This window comes from Pantoea sp. B270, assembly GCF_018726825.1.
GTDB classification, from domain to species: Bacteria; Pseudomonadota; Gammaproteobacteria; order Enterobacterales; family Enterobacteriaceae; genus Pantoea; species Pantoea dispersa.
The window spans coordinates 2,227,972-2,250,472 of record NZ_JAHCSX010000001.1 but is presented as its reverse complement, the minus strand read 5'-3'; the positions used below and the strand labels follow the sequence as shown (position 1 = coordinate 2,250,472).

At 57.1% G+C, this 22,501-nt stretch carries 27 protein-coding genes; 21 read left to right on the top strand and 6 right to left on the bottom strand.

What is annotated here, in order from left to right; translation table 11 throughout:
- Positions 1–20: 20 nt before the first annotated feature.
- From KOL70_RS10895 to KOL70_RS10885, 3 genes are all read right to left on the bottom strand, one after another.
- Positions 21–890 (bottom strand): phosphoribulokinase, encoded by an 870-nt coding sequence (locus KOL70_RS10895; protein ID WP_021507441.1) that lies wholly within the window; start codon positions 888–890, stop codon positions 21–23.
- A gap of 61 nt (positions 891–951) precedes the next feature.
- Positions 952–1,170 (bottom strand): YheU family protein, encoded by a 219-nt coding sequence (locus tag KOL70_RS10890; protein WP_021507442.1) that lies wholly within the window; start codon positions 1,168–1,170, stop codon positions 952–954.
- 2 nt (positions 1,171–1,172) lie between these two features.
- The gene (locus KOL70_RS10885; RefSeq protein ID WP_058759291.1) at positions 1,173–2,189 is read right to left on the bottom strand and encodes a hydrolase; all 1,017 of its coding nucleotides are present in this window, start codon (positions 2,187–2,189) and stop codon (positions 1,173–1,175) included.
- A gap of 60 nt (positions 2,190–2,249) precedes the next feature.
- Here KOL70_RS10885 and KOL70_RS10880 point away from each other — a divergent pair, with 60 nt between their 5' ends.
- Complete coding sequence (locus KOL70_RS10880; protein ID WP_031279689.1) at positions 2,250–2,852, top strand: LysE family translocator; 603 nt, start codon at positions 2,250–2,252, stop codon at positions 2,850–2,852.
- A 1-nt stretch (position 2,853) separates the two neighbouring features.
- Here the strand turns inward: KOL70_RS10880 and KOL70_RS10875 are convergent, their stop codons facing one another.
- Entirely contained in the window at positions 2,854–3,834 is a 981-nt protein-coding gene (locus tag KOL70_RS10875) for a LacI family DNA-binding transcriptional regulator (RefSeq protein ID WP_021507445.1), read from the bottom strand.
- 237 nt (positions 3,835–4,071) lie between these two features.
- Between KOL70_RS10875 and tauA the strand changes: the two genes are divergently transcribed.
- The 4 genes from tauA to tauD are packed head-to-tail and all read left to right on the top strand — an operon-like array spanning position 4,072 to position 7,490.
- A complete protein-coding gene (gene tauA, locus KOL70_RS10870; protein WP_031279690.1) occupies positions 4,072–5,049 on the top strand; it encodes a taurine ABC transporter substrate-binding protein in 978 nt (325 codons plus the stop codon).
- A gap of 10 nt (positions 5,050–5,059) precedes the next feature.
- The gene (gene tauB / locus KOL70_RS10865) at positions 5,060–5,827 is read left to right on the top strand and encodes a taurine ABC transporter ATP-binding subunit (RefSeq protein WP_021507447.1); all 768 of its coding nucleotides are present in this window, start codon (positions 5,060–5,062) and stop codon (positions 5,825–5,827) included.
- Positions 5,824–6,654, top strand: a complete 831-nt coding sequence (gene tauC, locus KOL70_RS10860) for a taurine ABC transporter permease TauC (protein WP_058780167.1) — start codon at positions 5,824–5,826, stop codon at positions 6,652–6,654. The genes tauB and tauC overlap by 4 nt, the downstream gene beginning before the upstream one ends.
- Positions 6,651–7,490 (top strand): taurine dioxygenase, encoded by an 840-nt coding sequence (gene tauD / locus KOL70_RS10855; protein WP_021507449.1) that lies wholly within the window; start codon positions 6,651–6,653, stop codon positions 7,488–7,490. The genes tauC and tauD overlap by 4 nt, the downstream gene beginning before the upstream one ends.
- A 190-nt stretch (positions 7,491–7,680) precedes the next feature.
- Here the strand turns inward: tauD and KOL70_RS10850 are convergent, their stop codons facing one another.
- The gene (locus KOL70_RS10850; protein WP_021507450.1) at positions 7,681–9,585 is read right to left on the bottom strand and encodes an ABC transporter ATP-binding protein; all 1,905 of its coding nucleotides are present in this window, start codon (positions 9,583–9,585) and stop codon (positions 7,681–7,683) included.
- A gap of 114 nt (positions 9,586–9,699) precedes the next feature.
- On the opposite strand from KOL70_RS10850, the gene kefG reads away from it, so the two are divergent.
- From kefG to slyD, 4 genes are all read left to right on the top strand, one after another.
- The gene (gene kefG, locus KOL70_RS10845; protein ID WP_021507451.1) at positions 9,700–10,251 is read left to right on the top strand and encodes a glutathione-regulated potassium-efflux system ancillary protein KefG; all 552 of its coding nucleotides are present in this window, start codon (positions 9,700–9,702) and stop codon (positions 10,249–10,251) included.
- A complete protein-coding gene (gene kefB / locus KOL70_RS10840) occupies positions 10,251–12,053 on the top strand; it encodes a glutathione-regulated potassium-efflux system protein KefB (RefSeq protein WP_088517944.1) in 1,803 nt (600 codons plus the stop codon). The genes kefG and kefB overlap by 1 nt, the downstream gene beginning before the upstream one ends.
- A 44-nt stretch (positions 12,054–12,097) precedes the next feature.
- A complete protein-coding gene (locus tag KOL70_RS10835) occupies positions 12,098–12,292 on the top strand; it encodes a YheV family putative zinc ribbon protein (RefSeq protein WP_021507453.1) in 195 nt (64 codons plus the stop codon).
- A 195-nt stretch (positions 12,293–12,487) separates the two neighbouring features.
- A complete protein-coding gene (gene slyD, locus KOL70_RS10830; protein ID WP_215480629.1) occupies positions 12,488–13,045 on the top strand; it encodes a peptidylprolyl isomerase in 558 nt (185 codons plus the stop codon).
- A 55-nt stretch (positions 13,046–13,100) separates the two neighbouring features.
- Here the strand turns inward: slyD and KOL70_RS10825 are convergent, their stop codons facing one another.
- The gene (locus KOL70_RS10825) at positions 13,101–13,319 is read right to left on the bottom strand and encodes a SlyX family protein (RefSeq protein ID WP_215480974.1); all 219 of its coding nucleotides are present in this window, start codon (positions 13,317–13,319) and stop codon (positions 13,101–13,103) included.
- Positions 13,320–13,599: 280 nt separating this feature from the next.
- Between KOL70_RS10825 and fkpA the strand changes: the two genes are divergently transcribed.
- The 12 genes from fkpA (at position 13,600) to rpsJ (ending at position 22,485) form a co-directional block, all read left to right on the top strand.
- Entirely contained in the window at positions 13,600–14,430 is an 831-nt protein-coding gene (gene fkpA / locus KOL70_RS10820; protein ID WP_021507456.1) for an FKBP-type peptidyl-prolyl cis-trans isomerase, read from the top strand.
- 186 nt (positions 14,431–14,616) lie between these two features.
- On the top strand, positions 14,617–15,339 hold the full coding sequence (locus tag KOL70_RS10815; protein ID WP_021507457.1) for a transcriptional regulator: 723 nt from the start codon (positions 14,617–14,619) through the stop codon (positions 15,337–15,339).
- Positions 15,339–15,725, top strand: coding sequence for a sulfurtransferase complex subunit TusD (tusD, locus tag KOL70_RS10810; protein WP_215480628.1), 387 nt, complete (start codon positions 15,339–15,341; stop codon positions 15,723–15,725). The genes KOL70_RS10815 and tusD overlap by 1 nt, the downstream gene beginning before the upstream one ends.
- A complete protein-coding gene (gene tusC, locus KOL70_RS10805) occupies positions 15,725–16,084 on the top strand; it encodes a sulfurtransferase complex subunit TusC (protein WP_215480627.1) in 360 nt (119 codons plus the stop codon). Before tusD ends, tusC begins: the two co-directional genes overlap by 1 nt.
- Positions 16,085–16,093: 9 nt before the next feature.
- Complete coding sequence (gene tusB, locus KOL70_RS10800; protein WP_021507460.1) at positions 16,094–16,381, top strand: sulfurtransferase complex subunit TusB; 288 nt, start codon at positions 16,094–16,096, stop codon at positions 16,379–16,381.
- A 124-nt stretch (positions 16,382–16,505) separates the two neighbouring features.
- Complete coding sequence (gene rpsL, locus KOL70_RS10795; RefSeq protein WP_010616440.1) at positions 16,506–16,880, top strand: 30S ribosomal protein S12; 375 nt, start codon at positions 16,506–16,508, stop codon at positions 16,878–16,880.
- 96 nt (positions 16,881–16,976) lie between these two features.
- On the top strand, positions 16,977–17,447 hold the full coding sequence (gene rpsG / locus KOL70_RS10790) for a 30S ribosomal protein S7 (RefSeq protein ID WP_007886246.1): 471 nt from the start codon (positions 16,977–16,979) through the stop codon (positions 17,445–17,447).
- Between the two features lie 93 nt (positions 17,448–17,540).
- Positions 17,541–19,655: an elongation factor G gene (fusA, locus tag KOL70_RS10785; RefSeq protein ID WP_021507461.1), complete on the top strand. Its 2,115-nt coding sequence runs from the start codon at positions 17,541–17,543 to the stop codon at positions 19,653–19,655.
- A gap of 69 nt (positions 19,656–19,724) precedes the next feature.
- Positions 19,725–20,909, top strand: coding sequence for an elongation factor Tu (gene tuf / locus KOL70_RS10780; protein ID WP_058770981.1), 1,185 nt, complete (start codon positions 19,725–19,727; stop codon positions 20,907–20,909).
- A gap of 177 nt (positions 20,910–21,086) precedes the next feature.
- Positions 21,087–21,281 (top strand): bacterioferritin-associated ferredoxin, encoded by a 195-nt coding sequence (bfd, locus tag KOL70_RS10775; RefSeq protein WP_021508212.1) that lies wholly within the window; start codon positions 21,087–21,089, stop codon positions 21,279–21,281.
- 103 nt (positions 21,282–21,384) lie between these two features.
- Positions 21,385–21,867: a bacterioferritin gene (gene bfr / locus KOL70_RS10770; protein ID WP_021508213.1), complete on the top strand. Its 483-nt coding sequence runs from the start codon at positions 21,385–21,387 to the stop codon at positions 21,865–21,867.
- Between the two features lie 306 nt (positions 21,868–22,173).
- Positions 22,174–22,485: a 30S ribosomal protein S10 gene (gene rpsJ, locus KOL70_RS10765; protein ID WP_006120582.1), complete on the top strand. Its 312-nt coding sequence runs from the start codon at positions 22,174–22,176 to the stop codon at positions 22,483–22,485.
- Positions 22,486–22,501: the final 16 nt, after the last annotated feature.

The following is a 22,501-nucleotide window of genomic DNA, read 5'->3' as shown; positions in this document are numbered from 1 at the left end:
AACTGGCGCGTTAGCCTGCGCTATTCAATACGTTTTCCTTCAATCAACCGCTGCACCAGCGGCGTCATGATCAACTCCATCGCCAGTCCCATCTTGCCGCCCGGCACCACCAGCGTATTCATGTGGGAAATAAACGAGCCCTGGATCATCGCCAGTAGATAAGGAAAAGCGATGCCCTCCAGGCCGCGAAAATGGATCACCACAAAGCTCTCATCCAGCGACGGGATCTCGCGCGCGGCAAACGGGTTCGAGGTATCCACGGTCGGCACGCGCTGGAAGTTGAGGTGCGTGCGGGAAAACTGCGGCGTGATGTAGTTGATGTAGTCTTCCATCGAACGCACCACCGAATCCATCACCGCTTCGCGCGAATGGCCGCGCTCGCTGGTGTCGCGCACCAGTTTCTGAATCCACTCCAGATTAACAATCGGTACCACGCCAACCAGCAGATCGACATGTTCCGCCACGTTATGTTGCTGCGTCACCACGCCGCCGTGCAGGCCTTCATAGAACAGCACATCGGTGTTTTCCGGCAGCGGCTGCCACGGTGTAAAGGTGCCCGGCACCTGATTCCACGGCACCGCTTCATCGTAGGTGTGCAGATATTTGCGCGACTGGCCGAGTCCGCTCTGACCATAGTCGCGGAAAGTCTGCTCCAGCAGGCCGAAGTCGTTGGCTTCCGGACCAAAGTAGCTGATGTGACGCCCGAGGTCGCGCGCCTTACGAATCGCCATGTCCATTTCCGGACGGGTATAGCGATGGAAACTGTCGCCTTCTACTTCCGCCGCGTGCAGATCCAGCTGCTGGAAAATTTTACGGAAGGCGAGACTGGTGGTGGTGGTTCCGGCGCCGCTGGAACCGGTAACGGCTATGACTGGATGCCTGGCTGACATAACAGCGCTCCCTGTGAAGTCCGGCGATGAGCATTGTTACCACGAATTGCCGCCTGACGCATCAGCCGCGAAATTCCCGCCGCGGCATAATATTGACCGATTCATGCAATTCTGACCACACCAGTACCACTTCGCCCTGCTCAAGCTGGCGGCGCACGTCGGCCACTTTCTGCGTCAGGCTGCGCTCCTGCTCGCCATAATCGGTGCCTTCACGCAGCACAAAACTTTCTATCAGGTTTTCCAGCGTTGTCGGGTCGAGTTCTTGCCAGGGAATAATCACAGTTACATATCCAGATAAGTTGAGAGCCAGTCCGGCACGCGCTGCTCCAGCCACATTTTGGGTCGCAGCAGGCTGCCGCCCACGAAGCCGACGTGACCGCCTTGCTGCGTCAGCTGATACTCAATTGTGGCAGACAACTGCTGCGGCTGCGGGATCACCGCATCGGTCATGAAGGGATCGTCTTTAGCATGGATGATCAGCAGCGGCTTGCGCACGCCGGTCAGCAATGGCATGGCGCTGGCGCGCTGATAATAGTCGCGCGCATCAATAAACCCGTGCGCGCGGGCGGTAATCGCATCATCAAACTCGCGCAGCCGGCGAAAGGCGCGCAGCTGCGTCAGATCGACCGGCAGCGTGCCCGGCCAGGCGCGCAGTTTGCGCGTGGCGTTTTTCTTCAGCTGGGTCAGCAGGTAGTGCTGATAAAAGCGTGAAAAGCCCACGTCCAGCTTCTGGCTGCACGGCTCCAGCGCCAGCGGCGCGGAAATGGCGACCGCGGCATCCAGCGGGGCCGACGTGCCCTGCAGCCCCAGCAGACAGGCCAGCATATTGCCGCCGAGCGAAACGCCGACCGCCGCCGTCGGCACCGTGCCCCATTCGCGCTGCAGCCAGTGCAGAAAATAGGTCGCATCTTCAGTTTCACCGGAGTGATAGATGCGCTGCAGACGGTTGGGCTCGCCGCTGCAGCCGCGGAAGTGCATGATCACCGCCAGCCAGCCGCGCGCCTGACACGCCTGCATCAGCCCATGCGCATACGGGCTGCGGAAACTGCCTTCCAGCCCGTGGAACAGCACCATGCGCGGCTTGTGACGTGCCTGTGCCGGATCTTCGCTCCACGCCAGATCGACGAAGTCGCCGTCCGGCAGATCGAGGCGCTGCCAGTGCGGGCGCAGCGTGACGCGGCGGCGCAGCAGGCGCGGCAGCAGCGTTTGCAGATGCGCATTGCCGAAGCCGCGCAGCGGGGTAAAGCGCTCGCCGCTCGGGCGATCAAAATAGCCTGGGATAGTACTTGTCTGATGCATAACTCGCTGATAGCTTCGATGGGTTGTTCGCTTTTCTGGGTGAGGAGCACCCGAATATACATGGAACTGAGTCTTTTTTTATCAATGCTGGGCTTTCTCTGGGTCGCGGCCATCACGCCAGGGCCCAATAATATGTTACTTACCGCCTCAGGTGCTAATTTTGGCTTCCTGCGCACCTTTCCACTGCTGATTGGTATCATGATTGGCATGCAGGTGATGTTGCTGATGGTGGCGTTTGGCATCGGCAGCCTGATTCTGCTCTATCCCTCACTGCATCTGGTACTGAAAGTGGCCGGTAGCCTCTACCTGCTGTGGCTGGCGTGGAAAATTGCCACCGCCGAATACGAAACGCTGGAGACCGACGATGCCAGCGTGAAGCAGATGCCTTTCTGGCAGGGCGGGTTACTGCAACTGATCAACCCGAAAGCCTGGCTGATGGCGCTGGGTGCGGTCGCCAGCTTTAGCCTTGCCGGCAGCGCCTATCTGCATTCCGTGGTGGCGATCAGCATCGGTATGGCGCTGGTGAACGTGGTTTCCGGCGTGATCTGGATGGGTTTCGGCTCGCTGATTGGCCGCCTGCTGCGCAGCCCGCGCGCGTGGAAAATCTTCAACCTCGCCATGGGTGCGCTGACCGCAGCCTGCGTGCTGTTGATCTGGCACTGAGTCAGCTGGAGGCGCGCTCAATGCGCGTCCACGGCAGTACTTCATGCACCACGGCCGCCTGGCGCTGACGGATGCGCGCCAGCAGCAGCTGCACGCTGCGCGCACCCATCTGGTTCATCGGCTGGGCAATGGTGGTCAGCGGCGGGTTGATGCTGCTGGTGAACGGAATGCCGTCAAAGCCGACCACCGCCAGATCCTCTGGCACGCGCAGTCCGGCCTCCAGAGCAGCGTGAATCACGCCAACCGCCAGCACGTCTGATACCGCAAACACCGCATCCGGCCGCTCTGGCTGTGTTAGCAGTTCGCGCAGCGCCGCGCTGCCCGCTTCGCAGGAGATATCGCTGGCGTAAGCGACGCCGTGCCAGTCAAGCCCCAGCTGCGTGATGGCGTCGCGATAGCCGCTTTCGCGCTGGTGCGAATAGAGATAGCGCATATCACAGTTGACCAGCGCAATGCGCTGACGCCCTTTGCCGGCCAGATAATGCACCGTGTCATAGGCCGCCTGACGGTTATCGATGGTGACGCTGGAGGCGTTCACCGAGGGATCGTACTCCGCACACTGCACCCACGGCGCATCACCAATTAACTCTTTCAGTCCCTGCAGGCAGGCCGCGGCGTCCATGGTGATCACCCCATCCACCACTTTGCCGGCCAGCAGCGCCAGATAGGCGGTTTCGCGCCGCAGCTGTGAGGCGGAATTACATAACAGGATGTGATAGCCGTGCGCTTCGGCCTCCGCCTCGATGCCCTGCACCACCCGTGAACAGAACGGATTGGTGATATCGGAAATCAGCACCAGCAACATGTTGCTTTGCGCGGTACGCAGCTGGCGCGCCAGCAGGTTGGGCTGGTATTCGCACACATTAATGGCGGCCAGCACCCGTTTACGCGTATCTGGGCGGACGCCAGGATGCTGGTTTAACACCCGTGAAACCGTGGCTTTCGACACGCCCGCGAGGCGCGCAACTTTCTCAATCGACATGGAGGCCAGTACCGCTGTAAAAGGGGAAAAAATCAAGACGAGATCAATACCACAGTCGGCATGTGAGCGCCTGACATATTTGTTCCGCACCAGCGGTTTTGTATTTGCACTTTTTGCATAGCGTTACCTGATGTTGATCTAAGAACCGATTTTTATTAGGGATAATTTTTAATTCCTTTATGAAATCATTGCTGCTGGCGACACTGCCGTCACGACTCAACATTGGGGTGCATGATAATGGCAGTAACCAAAACAATAAGCGCGGTAGCAGCTGCGTTAGCGCTGATGACCTTTCAGGCGCAGGCGGTCAATGTGACCGTGGCTTATCAGACGTCGGCGGAACCGGCCAAAGTGGCGCAGGCTGACAATACCTTTGCCAAAGAGAGCGGTGCCACGGTTGACTGGCGCAAATTCGACAGCGGCGCCAGCGTCCTGCGTGCGTTAGCCTCGGGCGATGTGCAAATTGGCAACATTGGTTCCAGCCCGCTGGCGGTGGCCGCCACGCAGCAGCTGCCGATTGAAGCTTTCCTGCTGGCTTCACAGCTGGGCAATTCTGAAGCGCTGGTGGTGAAAAAAGGCATCAGCTCACCCAAAGATTTGATCGGCAAACGCATTGCCGTTCCCTTCATCTCCACCACCCATTACAGCCTGCTGGCCGCGCTGAAACACTGGGGCATCAAACCCACCCAGGTGCAACTGGTTAATCTGCAGCCGCCGGCGATCATTGCTGCCTGGCAGCGCGGTGATATCGACGGCGCCTATGTCTGGGCACCCGCCGTCAATGAACTGGAGAAAGACGGCAAGGTGCTGACCGACTCGTCGCAGGTCGGGCAGTGGGGCTCACCGACCCTCGACGTCTGGGTGGTGCGCAAGGATTTTGCCCGGCAGCATCCTGAAGTGGTCACCGCTTTCGCCCGTAGCGCGATTGCCGCGCAGCAGGCCTATATCGCCAACCCGGAACAGTGGCTGCAGCAGCCGGATAACCTCAGCAAGCTGTCGCGCCTGAGCGGCGTGCCGGAAAGTGACGTCCCCGGACTGGTGAAAGGCAATACCTACCTGACGGCGCAGCAGCAGGTGGAACAGCTGGGCAAACCGGTCAACAAGGCGATTGTCGACACCGCACAGTTTTTGAAAGAGCAGGGCAAAGTGCCGGATGCCGCCAGTGACTACAGCAGCTTTGTCACCACGCGCTTTGTTGCCCCCTTAGCCAAATAACGGAGGCCTTATGCTCAGCATCACCCATCTCAACGCACGTTACGCCGGGCAACCGGCGCTGCAGGATATCAATCTGCAGCTGGCCAGCCGCGAATTACTGGTGGTGCTGGGGCCGTCCGGCTGTGGCAAAACCACGCTGCTGAACTTGATCGCCGGCTTTCTGCCGCTGGAGTCCGGCAGTATCACGCTGGATGGCAAGCCGGTACGCGGACCGGGCGCAGAGCGCGGCGTGGTCTTTCAGAACGAAGGGCTACTGCCGTGGCGTAACGTCATCGATAACGTGGCGTTTGGCCTGCAGCTGGCGGGCATGGCAAAAGCTGAACGGCACGCGATCGCCCGCCGTCTGATCCGTAAGGTCGGGCTCGAGGGCGCAGAAAAGCGTTTTATCTGGCAGCTCTCTGGGGGTCAGCGTCAGCGCGTGGGGATTGCCCGTGCGCTGGCCGCTGATCCGCAGCTGCTGCTGTTAGATGAGCCGTTCGGTGCGCTGGATGCCTTCACGCGCGAGCAGATGCAGACGCTGCTGCTGACGTTATGGCGCGATACCGGCAAGCAGATTCTGCTGATCACCCATGACATCGAAGAAGCCGTCTTTCTCGCCAGCGAACTGGTGCTGCTGTCGCCGGGTCCGGGTCGCGTAGTGGAACGCCTGAAGCTCGACTTTGGCCAGCGCTTCGCCGCGGGCGAGCCGTGCCGCAGCATCAAATCCGATCCGGCATTTATCGAACGACGTGAGTATGTCCTGAACCAGGTGTTCGCGCAGCGGGAGGCGTTTGTATGAGTGCCGTTATTGATGACAAGCGCCGGACGTCCCGCGTTCTTCGCCTGCGCTGGCCCTTTTCCCGCCAGCTGTCGCTGAGCCTGCTGAGCGTGGCCGTGCTGCTGCTGCTGTGGTGGGGCGTGACCGCGCTGGGGCTGATTGCGCCCTTGTTTCTGCCGCCACCACAGCAGGTGCTGCATAAGCTGCTGGTTATTGCTGGTCCGCAGGGCTTTATGGATGCCACGCTATGGCAGCACCTTGGTGCCAGCCTGACGCGCATGCTGGTGGCGCTGTTCTTTGCCGCGCTGATCGGCATTCCGGTGGGCATTGCCATGGGGCTTAGCCCGGCGGTGCGCGGGCTGCTCGATCCGCTGATTGAACTCTATCGACCGGTACCGCCGCTGGCCTATTTGCCGCTGATGGTGATTTGGTTTGGCATTGGCGAAACCTCAAAGATTTTACTGATTTATCTGGCAATTTTCGCGCCGGTGACTTTATCCACCCTGGCCGGCGTGAAGAATACGCAGCAGGTGCGGATCCGTGCCGCTCAGGCGCTGGGGGCGACGCGCTGGCAGCTGCTGCGTTTTGTCATTCTGCCCGGTGCGTTGCCGGAGATTCTCACCGGTCTGCGCATCGGTCTTGGTGTGGGCTGGTCCACGCTGGTGGCGGCTGAACTGATTGCCGCGACGCGCGGACTGGGCTTTATGGTGCAGTCGGCTGGGGAGTTTCTCGCCACCGATGTGGTGCTGGCGGGCATCGCGGTGATCGCCCTGATTGCCTTTAATTTAGAACTGGGTTTACGTGCGCTACAGCGCCGACTGACGCCCTGGAATGGAGAACAGCAATGAACGAACGAGTGAATTTTACCGCGCTGGGTCCGTATATCGGGGCGCAGGTCAGCGATGTCGATCTCAGCCGTCCGCTGAGTGACGCGCAGTTTGAGCAGCTTTACCACGGTCTGCTGCGTCATCAGGTGCTGTTTCTGCGCGATCAGCGCATTACGCCGGAGCAGCAGCGCGCGCTGGCGATCCGCTTCGGCGATCTGCACATTCATCCGGTTTATCCGCATGCCGAAGGCGTGGAAGAGATTATCGTGCTGGATACGCATCAGGATAATCCGCCGGACAACGATAACTGGCATACCGACGTCACCTTTATTCAGACGCCGCCGGCGATCGCTATTCTGGCCTCAAAGCTGCTGCCGGAGAGCGGTGGCGATACGCTGTGGACCAGCGGAATTGCCGCTTACGAGGCGCTGTCAGAGCCGTTCAAACAGCTGCTGAGTGGCCTGCAGGCGGAGCACGACTTTAAGAAATCGTTCCAGGAGTATAAGTACCGTAAGACGGAAGAGGAGCATCAGCGCTGGCAGCAGGCCGTGGCGAAGCATCCGCCGGTGCAGCATCCGGTGATCCGCACCCATCCGGTGAGTGGACGCAAGGCGCTGTTTGTTAATGAAGGTTTTACCACCAGGCTGCTGGGCGTAAGCGAGAAGGAGAGCGAGGCGCTGCTGGGCTATCTGTTTGCGCACGCCACCAAGCCGGAGTTTCAGGTGCGCTGGCGCTGGCAGCCGAATGACGTGGCAATCTGGGATAACCGCGTGACGCAGCATTATGCCAACGCGGATTATTATCCGGCGCGGCGCGTGATGCATCGCGCGACGGTGTTAGGGGATGTGCCGGTGTGATTTCGGAGCGTTGATTGCCCTCACCCCACCCCTCTCCCGCCAGCGGGAGAGGGGGCCGACGGTGCGTAGCAGGTAAGGCGGACTAAGGTTTGTTCCCTCTCCCGTGGGAGGAGGTTGTTCCAGCGCGGGAGTAAGGTTTATTCCCTCTCCCTATGGGAGAGGGTCAGGGTGAGGGCATCATCGCGCACCTTTACCCCGCGAGCATCTGCTCCAGCTGCTCCTGCGCCTCCAGCCACGCCATTTCGACCTCTTCCAGCGCCGATTTGCTCTCCGCCTGGCGCTGCAGGGCGGCGGTTAAATCGGCCTTACGGTTTTGCTCGTAAATGGCGCTGTCGGCCAGCTGTGCTTCGGCTTCGCTGAGCTGCGTCTGCCATTTGGCCATCTGCTTCTCCAGCTTTTCGATCTCTTTGCGCAGCGGCTGCGTCTGCGCGCGCAGCTCGGCGTCGCGGCGCTTCTGATCTTTGCGGGACTGCGCGCTGTTGGCGTTGTCCTGCTTTGGCGCGGCATCCTGCTGCGTTTCCTGCTTCTGCAGGTCGCTCAGCCACTGCTGATAATCATCCAGATCGCCCTCGAACACATCCACTTTGCGGTCGTGCACCAGGTAAAGATCGTCGGTGGTCGAACGCAGAAGATGACGATCGTGCGACACCACCACCAGTGCGCCTTCAAAGTCGATCAGCGCTTCGGTCAGCGCCTGGCGCATATCCAAATCGAGGTGGTTGGTCGGTTCGTCGAGCAGCAGCAGATTCGGCCGCTGCCAGACGATCAGCGCCAGCACCAGCCGCGCTTTCTCGCCGCCGGAGAAACGCTCGGTGGCTTCGCTGACTTTATCGCCCTGAAAACCAAAGCCGCCCAGGTAGTCACGCAGCTGCTGCTCCAGCGTTTTCGGGGCGATGCGCGCCAGATGCTGCAGCGGCGACTCATCGGCGCGCAGATACTCAAGCTGATGCTGCGCGAAGTAACCCAGCTTGATCCCTTTCGCCAGCCCCACCTTGCCCGCCAGCGGCTCCAGCTCGCCCGCCAGCAGTTTGATCAGCGTGGATTTACCGGCACCGTTACGCCCCAGCAGGCCGATGCGTGAACCCGGCACCAGGTTGAGTTTGATGGCATCAAGAATCACCCGCTCACCGTAACCCGCCGAAACCTGCTCCATTTTCAGGATCGGGTTAGGCAGGCTTTCTGGCGCGCGGAAGCTGAAGCTGAACGGGTTATCGACGTGCGCCGGGGCAATCAGCTCCATGCGCTCCAGCATCTTGATGCGGCTCTGCGCCTGTTTGGCTTTGGTGGCCTGCGCGCGGAAGCGATCGATGTACTTTTGCAGGTGGGTGACTTTTTCCTGCTGGCTCTGGTACAGCGCCTGCTGCTGCGCCAGTTTGGCTACGCGCTGACGCTCGAACGAGCTGTAGTTGCCGGTGTATTCGAACATCGTCTGCTGTTCGATATGGATGATTTTGTCCACCACCGGGTCGAGGAAGTCGCGGTCGTGCGAGATCAGGATCAGCGTGCCGGTATAGCTCTTCAGCCAGCGCTCCAGCCAGATCACCGCGTCGAGATCGAGGTGGTTGGTCGGTTCATCGAGCAGCAGCAGGTCGGAACGGCATACCAGTGCCTGAGCAAGGTTGAGACGCATGCGCCAGCCGCCGGAGAAATCGCTCACCGGCCGCATTAATTGTTCCTGGCTGAAGCCCAATCCGTGCAGCAGACTGGCGGCGCGTGCGTGTATGCTCCACGCCTGAATAGCGTCCAGCTTGCCGTGCAGCAGCGCAATGGCGTTGCCATCGTCGCGCGCATTAGCTGCCGCTAATTCGGATTCGAGCTGACGATATTCGCGGTCGCCGTCGATAACATATTCCAGCGCGGCTTTACTCAGCGCCGGGGTTTCCTGATTCACCCATGCCAGTGCCCAGTTGCCGGGAAAGGTGACGTTGCCGGCATCGCTGCTGATTTCACCCTTCAGCAGTGACAGCAGCGTGGATTTACCGCAGCCGTTTTTACCCACCAGGCCGACTTTTTGCCCCGGGTTAATGGTGGCCGTTGCGTTATCCAGCAGCACATTGGTGCCGCGACGGATTTGTAATGCGGAAAAGACAATCATAAGCGCCGTATCGTCAGAATATGTTAATTTATCGGCAACATAATTCGATAATGTTTGTTGCGTCGAGCATGGTAGCGGAATTCCGCCGCGGTGACGACGCTTTGGAGGGGAACGATGTCGCAGCCGCCCAAAATATTGCTGCTTTACGCCCATCCGGAATCACAGGATTCGATTGCTAATCGGGTTTTGCTGCAGTCGGCTATGGAACTGGACCACGTCACGGTGCACGATTTATACGCCCACTATCCGGATTTCTTTATTGATATTCATTACGAGCAGCAACTGCTGCGCGACCATCAAATCGTGGTGTTTCAGCATCCACTTTATACCTATAGCTGTCCGGCACTGCTGAAAGAGTGGCTGGATCGCGTGCTGTCGCGCGGCTTTGCCAGCGGTCAGGACGGTAATGCGCTGGAAGGTAAATACTGGCGCAGCGTGGTGACCACCGGTGAGCCGGAGACGGCGTATCACCACAGCGGTCTCAATCGTTACCCGATGAGCGACATTATGCGACCGTTTGAGCTGACGGCGCAGATGTGTCGCATGCACTGGCTGACGCCGATGGTGATTTACTGGGCGCGTCGTCAGACACCCGAGGTGCTGCGCAATTTTGCGCGCGCCTATGGCGACTGGCTGGCGTCACCGCTGCCGAACGGAGGAGTGTGATGCAAGGCGAAACGTTACTCACCGCCGGCGTGATTTATCTGGTGGCGGCGGTGCTGGTGGTGCCGATTGCCGCCCGGCTCGGCATTGGTGCGGTGCTGGGCTATCTGCTGGCCGGTATCGCCATCGGCCCGTGGGGGCTGGGCTTCATCAGCGATGTGGACGAGATTCTGCACTTCTCGGAGCTTGGCGTGGTGTTCCTGATGTTCATCATCGGGCTGGAGCTGAACCCGGCCAAGCTGTGGGCGCTGCGGCGCTCTATTTTTGGCGTCGGTGCCGCGCAGGTGCTGGTATCGGCAGCGATTCTCGGCGTGCTGCTGTGGCTGACCGACTTCAGCTGGCAGGCCGCGGTGATTGGCGGTATTGGCCTGGCGATGTCCTCGACCGCCATGGCGCTGCAGCTGATGCGCGACAAAGGCATGAACCGCAGCGAAGCGGGCCAGCTGGGCTTCTCGGTGCTGCTGTTCCAGGACCTGGCGGTGATTCCGGCGCTGGCGCTGGTGCCGCTGCTGGCCGGCAGCGACAGTGGCCATGTCGACTGGCTCAAGGTGGGCATGAAGGTGCTGGCATTCGCCGGTATGCTGGTGGGCGGACGCTATCTGCTGCGGCCGATTTTCCGGTTCATCGCCGCGTCCGGCGTGCGGGAAGTGTTTACCGCCGCCTCGCTGCTGCTGGTGCTCGGTTCGGCGCTGTTTATGGATGCGCTGGGCCTGTCGATGGCGCTGGGGACGTTCATCGCCGGTATTCTGCTGGCAGAGAGTGAGTATCGCCACGAACTGGAAGTGGCCATTGAACCGTTTAAAGGGCTGCTGCTCGGGCTGTTCTTTATTTCGGTGGGCATGGCGCTCAACCTCGGCGTGCTTTATACCCACATCTTCGAAATTCTGATCGGCGTGGTGCTGCTGGTGGCGGTGAAAACGCTGGTGCTCTATGTGCTGGCGCGCATTTATGGTCTGCGCAGTTCGGAACGTCTGCAGTTTGCCGGCGTGCTGAGTCAGGGCGGTGAATTCGCTTTCGTGCTGTTTTCGGCGGCGTCGTCGGCAAAACTGTTCAGTGGCGATCAACTGCCGCTGCTGCTGGTCACGGTGACGCTGTCGATGATGACCACGCCGCTGCTGATGCAGGGCGTGGATAAGATTCTGGCGCGCCGCTTCAACGAACCGGAAGAGGACGGCGAAAAGCCGTTTGTCGAGGACGATCAGCCTCAGGTGATTGTGGTGGGCTTTGGCCGTTTTGGTCAGGTGGTCGGGCGTTTGCTGATGGCCAACAACAAGCGCATCACCGTGCTGGAGCGCGATATCTCGGCGGTCAGCCTGATGCGCAAATATGGCTACAAGGTTTACTATGGCGATGCCACCGAGCTCGAGCTGCTGCGTGCCGCCGGGGCGGAGAATGCGCAGTCGATCGTCATCACCTGTAACGATCCGGAAGATTCGATGACCATCGTGCACTTGTGCCAGCAGCACTTCCCGCAGCTGGAGATTCTGGCGCGGGCGCGCGGTCGTGTCGAGGCGCATGAGCTGCTGCAGGCGGGCGTCACGCTGTTCTCGCGTGAAACCTTCTCCAGCGCGCTGGAGTTAGGCCGCAAAGCGCTGATATCGCTGGGCATGCATCCGCATCAGGCGCAGCGCGCGCAGCAGCACTTCCGCCGGCTGGATATGCGCATGCTGCGTGAACTGGTGCCGAGCCACGACGACAGCGTGCAGGTTTCACGCGTGCGTGAGGCGCGACGCGAGCTGGAGGACATTTTCCAGCGTGAAATGCAGCATGAAAAACGGCAGTTTGACGGCTGGGATGATGAGTAAGGCTACACTTAACGTATCCGTTCTGATGACGGGCAGGAAAGACTATGCGTAAACGTTTTATTGCCGGTGCGGTTTGTCCGCACTGTCAGGAGAAAGACACGCTGGCGATGTGGCGTGAAAACAATGTCGATGTGGTGGAGTGCGTGAAGTGCGGCCACCAGATGCGTGAGGCGGACAAGCAGGCGCGCGATCAGGTTCGCAGCACTGAGCAAGTGATTGGCATTTTTCATCCGGAGTAGCGCGATGGCGCAGCTTTTTTTAAGCTTAGCCTTACAGCGGTATTGAATTCCGCTACAATCGGCGCCATTAACGCTGAGCAGTATGGTCCAACAGCACTGTTGGCATCCTCAGTACTGAACCTTTCTGGTTGGTTATTGCACGCGAGAATAGACCAATGAGACGGGATTCTTTGTTCTCAACGGTTAGGAGATATCATGAAAGTAGCAAAAGACCTGGTGGTGAGCCTGGCGTATCAGGTTCGTACCGAAGACGGTGTGTTGGTTGACGAGTCACCGGTGAGTGCGCCGTTGGATTATCTGCACGGTCATGGTTCCCTGATTTCTGGTCTGGAAAAAGCGCTGGAAAATCACGCGGTCGGCGACAAGTTTGACGTGCATATCCCGGCAAACGACGCGTACGGCCAGTACGATGACAACCTGGTGCAGCGTGTACCAAAAGACGTGTTCATGGGCGTTGACGAGCTGCAGGTTGGCATGCGCTTCCTGGCAGAAACCGACCAGGGCCCGGTGCCGGTCGAGATCACCGAAGTGGAAGATGAGCACGTGGTGGTTGATGGTAACCACATGCTGGCGGGTCAGAACCTGAACTTCAATGTGGAAGTGGTCGCTATCCGTGAAGCCACGGAAGAAGAGATCGCTCACGGCCACGTTCATGGCGCTGACGGCCATCATCATGACCACGACCATGGTCACGATCATGAGCACGGTCATGGCGGCTGCGGCGGCCACGGTGGTTGCGGCTGCAACCACTAAGCGTAAAAAGGCCACCTGCGGGTGGCCTTTTTATTGGGCAGCAAAGCGCGCGACATTAATAGTGCGGCGGCGGGGTCTCTTCCGCTTGCGAAGCGACTATGGACGGGGCGGCGGCCTTCACTTTATCCACCAGCAGACGCACCTGCTCACGCAGTTTACTCATTTCCAGCTCGTGCTGAACCACCGTCTGATTGAGCTGCTCAATGGTATGTTCCTGGAAAGCCAGCTTGCTCTCCAGCGCCTCAAGGCGTTGATCCCATTCTGGTTGTTGCATCATCACTCCTCCTGTCACGGTGCTGCGCGTTGATCTTGTCGGGCGTGATTCTACGGTCTTTCGTGTCAGAATCACCTGATATTTCACCTTCGGTCTGGCGTATGCATTGAATTCCCGCGTTGCGCCTATATCTCTGATGAAACTTCCTGAAGCAAAAAAGGTCGGAGGTTGACCGGGTAATTACACTGTGGGAGTGTTCGCCACTGCCACGTAAAGTTATAGTGTGGGCCACTGTCCGCAATGATTCCCGAGGTTTTGAAGCTTCGGTTTTGGAGAAAGGATGAAATCACTGTTTAAAGTCACATTGTTAGCTACCACCATGGCCGTCGCGCTGAATGCACCGCTGGCAATGGCAGCAGAAACCACTGCGGCACCGGCTGACGCAGCGCAGGCTGCGCCACAGGCGCCGAAAAATGCTGCCTTCAAAAACGAAGACCAGCAGTCAGCCTATGCGCTGGGCGCCTCCCTGGGTCGCTACATGGACAACTCTCTGAAGGAGCAGGAGAAACTGGGTATCAAACTGGACAAAGACCAGCTGATTGCCGGTGTTCAGGATGCGTTTGGCGGCAAGAGCAAGCTGTCTGACGAAGAGATTGAGCAGACGCTGCAGGCGTTTGAAGGCCGCGTGAAAGGGGCCGCTCAGGCGAAGATGGAAAAAGACGCGAAAGAGAATGCTGACAAAGGCACCGCTTACGCGGACAAGTTCGCCAAAGAGAAGGGCGTGAAGAAAACCGAATCTGGCCTGCTGTATCAGGTAGAGAAAGAGGGCAGCGGTGAAACCCCGAAAGACAGCGATACCGTGGTGGTTAACTACAAAGGTACGCTGATTGACGGCACCGAGTTCGACAACTCTTACACGCGCGGCGAGCCGCTGTCGTTCCGTCTGGACGGCGTAATCCCGGGCTGGACCGAAGGTCTGAAGCACGTGAAGAAAGGCGGTAAGATCAAGCTGGTGATCCCACCGAACCTGGCTTACGGCAAAAACGGCGTACCGGGTATTCCGGCCAACTCAACGCTGGTGTTCGATGTTGAGCTGCTCGACATCAAGCCGGCGCCGAAAGCCGATGAGAAAGCGCAGGCTCCGGCCGCTGCTGACAAGAAAGCGCAGTAAGCTGACTTGCACCGCCGCCTTCGGGCGGCGGTTTTGTTTTCGCTCATCCTGAATTTGCGGCGCGATGAGTAAAGCTCTGGCTAAAAACGGCGACATTTGCCAGACTAGCGCCTGCACAATGATCATAAGATGAGTCTGCCCCAATGCTGTCGAGACAGGCTCCAGCCATTTAGGGTAATGTCTTCGATGTCTAATCCATTCAATCCCGGCGAACTGACTGACTTCGATTTACTGGAGCAGCGTCCGTTCGAACAAGCAGACTACGATATTCTTAAATCCTACGAAGCGGTGGTCGACGGTCTGGCGATGCTGATTGGCTCGCACTGCGAAATCGTGCTGCACTCTCTGGAAGATCTTAAATGCTCCGCCGTGCGTATCGCCAACGGCGAACATACCGGCCGCAAAGTGGGTTCCCCGATTACCGATCTGGCGCTGCGCATGCTGCATGATATGCACGGCGCGGAGAGCAATGTGTCGCGCGCCTACTTCACCCGGGCCAAAAGTGGCGTGCTGATGAAGTCGGTAACCATTGCGATTCGTAACCGGCAGCAGCGGGTGATTGGCCTGCTGTGCATCAATATGAACCTGGACGTACCGTTTTCGCAGATTATGTCGACTTTCATGCCGCCGGAGACGCAGCAGGTGGATTCCAACGTCAACTTTGCCAGCTCGGTAGAGGATCTGGTCACCCAGACGCTGGAGTTCACTATTGAAGAGGTGAGCGCCGATCGCAACGTGTCGAATAACGCCAAGAATCGCCAGATCGTCCTCAATCTGTACGAGAAGGGCATTTTCGATATCAAGGACGCCATTAACCAGGTGGCCGATCGCCTCAATATTTCTAAGCACACCGTGTATCTGTATATCCGCCAGTTTAAGAGTGGCGATCTGCAGGGGCAGGATCGCTAATGCGCTACACGCTGCTGGTGACCGGGCCGGCTTACGGCACACAGCACGCCAGTAGCGCGCTGCTGTTTGCCCGTGCGCTGCTGGCGCAGGGACATCAGCTGGAAAGCGTGTTCTTTTACCGCGAAGGCGTGCTGAATGCTAACCAGCTCAGCGCGCCGGCCAGCGATGAAGTGGACATGGTGCGCGCCTGGCAGCAGCTGCGCGACAACAGTGGCGCGGCGCTGAATATCTGTGTGGCAGCCGCGTTGCGGCGCGGCGTGACCGATGCGCAGGAGGCGGCACGCCTGCAGCTGGCGGGCAGCAATCTGCAGCCCGGATTTACTCTTAGCGGCCTGGGCGCGCTGGCGGAAGCCGCGCTGAGCTGCGATCGCCTGGTGCAGTTCTGATGAACCGCGTGGCGTTTCTGTTTACGCAGGCTCCGCACGGCAGCAGTGCTGGCCGGGAAGGGCTGGATGCCGTGCTGGCGACCGGCGCGCTGAGCGAGGACATCGGCCTGTTCTTTATTGGCGACGGCGTGCTGCAGCTCAACCGCGATCAGCAGCCGGCGCTGATTCTGGCGCGTGACTATATTGCGACCTTTGGCGTGCTGGCGCTATACGACATCGATCGCTGCTATATCTGTCAGGCGTCTCTGCTGGCACGTGGCCAGAGTCTCACGGCAGCGCGCGTGCTGGATGCGCAGCTGCTGGAACCTGCCGCGCTGCGCCAGACGCTGGCAACTTATGACCGTATCCTCCGTTTCTGAGAACTGACCATGCTCTACACCCTGCTGCACTCTCCCTGGCAATGCGATTTCGATAGCCTGCTGCTGCTGTTGCAGGAGGGCGATGACGTGCTGCTGTTACAGGATGGTGTGACGGCCGCGCTGGCAGGCAGTCAGAAGCTGCAGCAGCTGCTGGCGTCGCCCGCCACGCTGTGGGTATTAGAAGAAGACGTGATGGCGCGCGGGCTGACTGCGCAAATTTCGACCAATGTGTCGCGTCTGAACTATACTGGTTTCGTTACGCTGACGACGAAGCACCCACAACAAGTGGCCTGGTGAAGGGTAAAACCTGGTTATTTCTTGACACCCTATGGGCACAGCCCTAAAATTCTGCCTCCTCGTAGTAATACGAGGCGATTTATTACGTGTTTACGAAGCAAAAGCTAAATCCAGGAGCTATTTAATGGCAACAGTTAACCAGCTGGTTCGCAAACCACGCGTTCGTCAGGTTGCTAAAAGCAACGTGCCGGCGCTGGAAGCTTGCCCGCAAAAACGTGGTGTTTGTACTCGTGTTTACACCACTACCCCGAAAAAACCAAACTCCGCACTGCGTAAAGTCTGCCGTGTGCGTTTGACTAACGGTTTTGAAGTCACCTCCTACATCGGCGGTGAAGGTCATAACCTGCAGGAGCACTCCGTGATCCTGATCCGTGGCGGTCGTGTAAAAGACCTGCCAGGTGTGCGTTACCACACCGTTCGTGGCGCGCTGGACTGCTCAGGTGTTAAAGACCGTAAGCAGGCTCGCTCCAAGTACGGCGTGAAGAAGCCAAAGGCTTAATGGTTCTCCGTTAAGTAAGGCCAAACGTTTTAACTTTAATGTCAAAATAAACTCGTAGAGTTTTGGACAATCCTGAATTAACAACGGAGTATTTCCATGCCACGTCGTCGCGTCATTGGTCAGCGTAAAATTCTGCCGGATCCTAAGTTCGGATCAGAGCTGCTGGCTAAATTTGTAAATATCCTGATGGTAGATGGTAAAAAATCTACTGCTGAATCAATCGTCTATACCGCACTTGATACCCTGGCTCAACGTGCTGGTAAAGATGGTCTGGAAGCTTTCGAAGTTGCACTCGAAAACGTACGTCCGACTGTCGAAGTTAAGTCACGTCGCGTTGGTGGTTCAACCTACCAGGTTCCAGTTGAAGTCCGTCCGGTTCGTCGTAATGCCCTGGCAATGCGTTGGATCGTAGAAGCTGCTCGTAAACGCGGTGATAAATCGATGGCTCTCCGCCTGGCGAACGAACTTTCTGACGCTGCAGAAAACAAAGGTACTGCAGTGAAGAAACGTGAAGACGTTCACCGTATGGCTGAAGCCAACAAGGCGTTCGCACACTACCGCTGGTAATCGCCACGTAGTTGTTGTTAAACCAGCGGGCGCTCATTCAGCCAACCCGCTGGGGTCGACTTACATTGAACGTCCGAGAATCAGAGGAATCAAATGGCTCGTACAACACCCATTGCGCGCTACCGTAACATCGGTATCAGCGCACACATTGACGCCGGTAAAACCACTACCACCGAGCGTATCCTGTTCTACACCGGTGTTAACCACAAAATCGGTGAAGTGCACGATGGCGCTGCAACCATGGACTGGATGGCGCAGGAGCAGGAGCGTGGTATTACCATCACCTCTGCAGCGACCACTGCGTTCTGGTCAGGTATGGCGAAGCAGTTTGAGCCGCACCGCATCAACATCATCGACACCCCGGGACACGTTGACTTCACCATCGAAGTAGAACGTTCTATGCGTGTGCTCGACGGCGCAGTAATGGTTTACTGTGCAGTAGGTGGCGTGCAGCCGCAGTCTGAAACCGTATGGCGTCAGGCAAACAAATATAAAGTTCCACGTATCGCGTTCGTTAACAAAATGGACCGTATGGGTGCGAACTTCCTGAAAGTTGTTGGTCAGATCGAATCACGTCTGGGCGCGACTCCGGTTCCACTGCAGCTGGCTATCGGCGCAGAAGAGAACTTCACCGGTGTTGTTGACCTGATCAAGATGAAAGAGATCAACTGGAACGACGCCGATCAGGGTACTACCTTCGTTTACGAAGATATCCGTGCTGAGTTGCAGGAACTGGCTGAAGAGTGGCGTGGCAAGCTGATTGAAGCAGCTGCTGAAGCTTCTGAAGAGCTGATGGAGAAATTCTTTAGCGGTGAAGAACTGTCTGAAGAAGAGATCAAATCTGCTCTGCGTAAGCGCGTACTGAACAACGAGATCATCCTCGTGACCTGTGGTTCTGCATTTAAGAACAAAGGTGTTCAGGCGATGCTGGATGCGGTGGTTGAATATCTGCCAGCACCAACTGACGTTCCGGCGATCAACGGTATCCTGGACGACGGTAAAGATACCCCGGCTGAGCGTCACGCAACTGACGACGAGCCGTTCTCTGCGCTGGCGTTCAAAATTGCCAACGACCCGTTCGTAGGTAACCTGACCTTCTTCCGCGTTTACTCGGGTGTGGTTAACTCGGGCGATACCGTACTGAACTCCGTGAAATCTGCACGTGAGCGTTTCGGTCGTATCGTTCAGATGCACGCCAACAAACGTGAAGAGATCAGCGAAGTTCGCGCAGGCGACATCGCTGCAGCAATCGGTCTGAAAGACGTGATCACCGGTGATACCCTGTGTGATCCATCTAACCCGATCATTCTGGAGCGTATGGAATTCCCTGAGCCGGTAATTTCTATCGCCGTTGAGCCGAAAACCAAAGCTGACCAGGAAAAAATGGGTCTGGCTCTGGGTCGTCTGGCGAAAGAAGACCCGTCATTCCGCGTATGGACTGACGAAGAGTCTAACCAGACCATCATCGCTGGTATGGGTGAGCTGCACCTCGACATCATCGTTGACCGCATGAAGCGTGAATTCAACGTTGAAGCGAACGTCGGTAAACCTCAGGTTGCTTACCGCGAAGCGATTCGCTCTAAAGTTACCGATATCGAAGGTAAACACGCCAAGCAGTCTGGTGGTCGTGGTCAGTACGGTCATGTTGTTATCGACATGTACCCACTGGAGCCGGGTTCGAATCCGAAAGGCTACGAATTTGTCAACGATATCAAAGGTGGTGTGATTCCTGGTGAATACATCCCTGCGGTTGATAAAGGTATCCAGGAGCAGCTGAAGTCTGGTCCACTGGCCGGTTACCCGGTAGTTGATCTGGGCGTGCGTCTGCACTTCGGTTCTTACCATGACGTTGACTCCTCTGAGCTGGCGTTTAAACTGGCCGCTTCTATCGCCTTCAAAGATGGCTTTAAGAAAGCACAGCCGGTTCTGCTTGAGCCAATCATGAAGGTTGAAGTAGAAACCCCAGAAGAGAACACCGGTGACGTTATCGGTGACCTGAGCCGCCGTCGTGGTATGCTGAAAGGTCAGGAATCTAACGCAACTGGCGTTCAGATTCACGCTGAAGTTCCGCTGTCTGAAATGTTCGGATACGCGACTCAGTTGCGTTCTCTGACCAAAGGCCGTGCTTCTTACTCCATGGAGTTCCTGAAGTACGATGATGCGCCGAACAACGTCGCTCAGGCCGTTATTGAAGCTCGTAGCAAATAAGGCTACGGTTTAAAAATTGTGAACTGATGCCTTCATCACTGATGAAGGCATAACGTAAGGATTATCGCCATGGCGAAAGAGCAATTTCAACGTAACAAACTGCACGTAAACGTGGGCACCATCGGTCACGTTGACCACGGTAAAACCACCCTGACTGCAGCCATCACCACCGTTCTGGCTAAAACCTACGGCGGCCAGGCTCGTGCATTCGATCAGATCGATAACGCGCCAGAAGAGAAGGCTCGTGGTATCACCATCAACACCTCTCACGTTGAATATGAAACCCCGACCCGTCACTACGCACACGTTGACTGCCCAGGCCACGCCGACTATGTGAAAAACATGATCACCGGTGCTGCGCAGATGGACGGCGCGATCCTGGTTGTTGCGGCGACTGATGGCCCAATGCCTCAGACCCGTGAGCACATCCTGCTGGGTCGTCAGGTTGGCGTTCCTTACATCATCGTGTTCCTGAACAAGTGCGACATGGTTGATGACGAAGAGCTGCTGGAACTGGTTGAGATGGAAGTGCGCGATCTGCTGTCTCAGTACGACTTCCCAGGCGACGATACCCCAATCGTACGCGGTTCTGCGCTGAAAGCGCTGGAAGGCGACGCTGAGTGGGAAGCGAAAGTCGTTGAGCTGGCTGGTCACCTGGATACTTACATTCCAGATCCAGTACGTGCTATCGATCTGCCGTTCCTGCTGCCAATCGAAGACGTATTCTCAATCTCTGGCCGTGGTACCGTTGTTACCGGTCGTGTTGAGCGCGGCATCGTGAAAGTGGGCGACGAAGTAGAAATCGTAGGTATCAAAGCGACTGCTAAATCTACCTGTACCGGTGTTGAAATGTTCCGCAAACTGCTGGACCAGGGTCAGGCAGGCGAGAACTGTGGTGTTCTGCTGCGCGGTATCAAGCGTGAAGAGATCCAGCGTGGTCAGGTTCTGGCTAAGCCAGGCACCATCAAGCCACACACCAAGTTTGTATCAGAAGTGTACGTACTGTCTAAAGACGAAGGCGGCCGTCATACTCCGTTCTTCAAAGGCTACCGTCCACAGTTCTACTTCCGTACTACTGATGTGACCGGCAACATCGAACTGCCAGAAGGCGTTGAGATGGTAATGCCAGGCGACAACATCAAAATGACCGTTGAGCTGATCCACCCAATCGCGATGGACCAGGGTCTGCGCTTCGCAATCCGCGAAGGCGGCCGTACCGTTGGCGCGGGCGTTGTTGCTGAAGTTCTCGCTTAATTGCGTTAATAACGGTGGTAACTCCGGTTGCCACCGCAGCATGAAAAAGAGCACTTCGGTGCTCTTTTTTTTTGCTTTGCATTGACCGGCACGCCTAATCCCACACAAAAGCTACGTTGAAATAAAAACCATTCTCATTTACACTTTGATCAGAAATTGTACTGGAGTGGGCTGTAAATGTACGTCTGTCTGTGTAATGCCGTAAGCGACCGAACCCTGCGTGAAGTTGTCCGCCGTTATCAACCCAAATCGATTCAGCAACTGCGCCAGCTGGTGCCTATCGGCAAGCAGTGCGGCAAGTGTATTCGCGTGGCGCGCGAGATTATGGATGATGAAATGCAAAACGTACCGCTTTACAAAGAGATAGCGTAACTGCGCATCCGCTTCGCCTGAATAACCCCAAAAACTGTCGCGTTTTTTTGACTTCTTTTTATCCGCATCTACGCTCTATTTATCTGCAAGCGGAGGAAGCAAAATGAAGGGCGACGGCAAAATCATTACTCACCTCAATAAATTGCTGGGAAATGAACTGGTTGCAATCAACCAGTACTTTCTACATGCGCGCATGTTCAAAAACTGGGGCTTAATCCGCCTCAACGATGTTGAATACCATGAATCCATTGATGAAATGAAACATGCGGACAAGTACATCGAACGCATTTTGTTTCTCGAAGGCATTCCTAATCTGCAGGATCTCGGCCGGCTGCGCATCGGTGAAGACGTGCCGGAAATGCTGCAGTCGGACCTGACGCTCGAACTGGAAGGGGCGAAAGACTTACGCGAAGCGATTGCGTACGCCGATAAAGTGCATGATTACGTCAGCCGCGACATGATGATCGAGATTCTGGCGGATGAAGAGCACCATATCGACTGGCTGGAAACTGAGCTCGACCTGATTCAGAAATTGGGTCTGCAAAACTATCTGCAGGCCCAGCTGAAAGAAGAGGGCGATAAGTAGCGTTTGCCGTGCCGTTCCACCTGTTGATTGCAGCCCGCCCCGTGCGGGCTTTTTTACCGGCGCGCGCTTTTGCGGTTAAAAACGCAGCATGGGTTGCTTCCTGAACAGATTTGCGTATAATGCGCGGGCCTGCCGATATTGGTGTGGCGCGATTCGAGCAGAATCGCAGGCGATAGCGATTAGTGTATCGCCTGACAATACTCCCGATTGGGGAGTTATATGCTGAACGATTACACTCCCCCATCAATCGTAATGGGTGCGGGTAGTAATTTTTTTCGTTTATAAAATGTTTGGAGCCTTGGTCTCATGTCGAACCAAAGAATCCGTATCCGTCTTAAAGCGTTTGATCATCGCCTGATCGATCAATCAACCGCGGAAATCGTCGAGACTGCCAAGCGCACTGGTGCGCAGGTACGTGGTCCGATCCCGCTGCCGACTCGCAAAGAGCGCTTCACCGTTCTGATCTCTCCGCACGTTAACAAAGATGCGCGTGATCAGTACGAAATCCGCACTCACAAGCGTCTGGTAGACATCGTTGAGCCAACTGAAAAAACCGTTGATGCTCTGATGCGTCTGGATCTGGCTGCCGGTGTTGACGTGCAGATCAGCCTGGGTTAATCAGGTCATCGAGCGA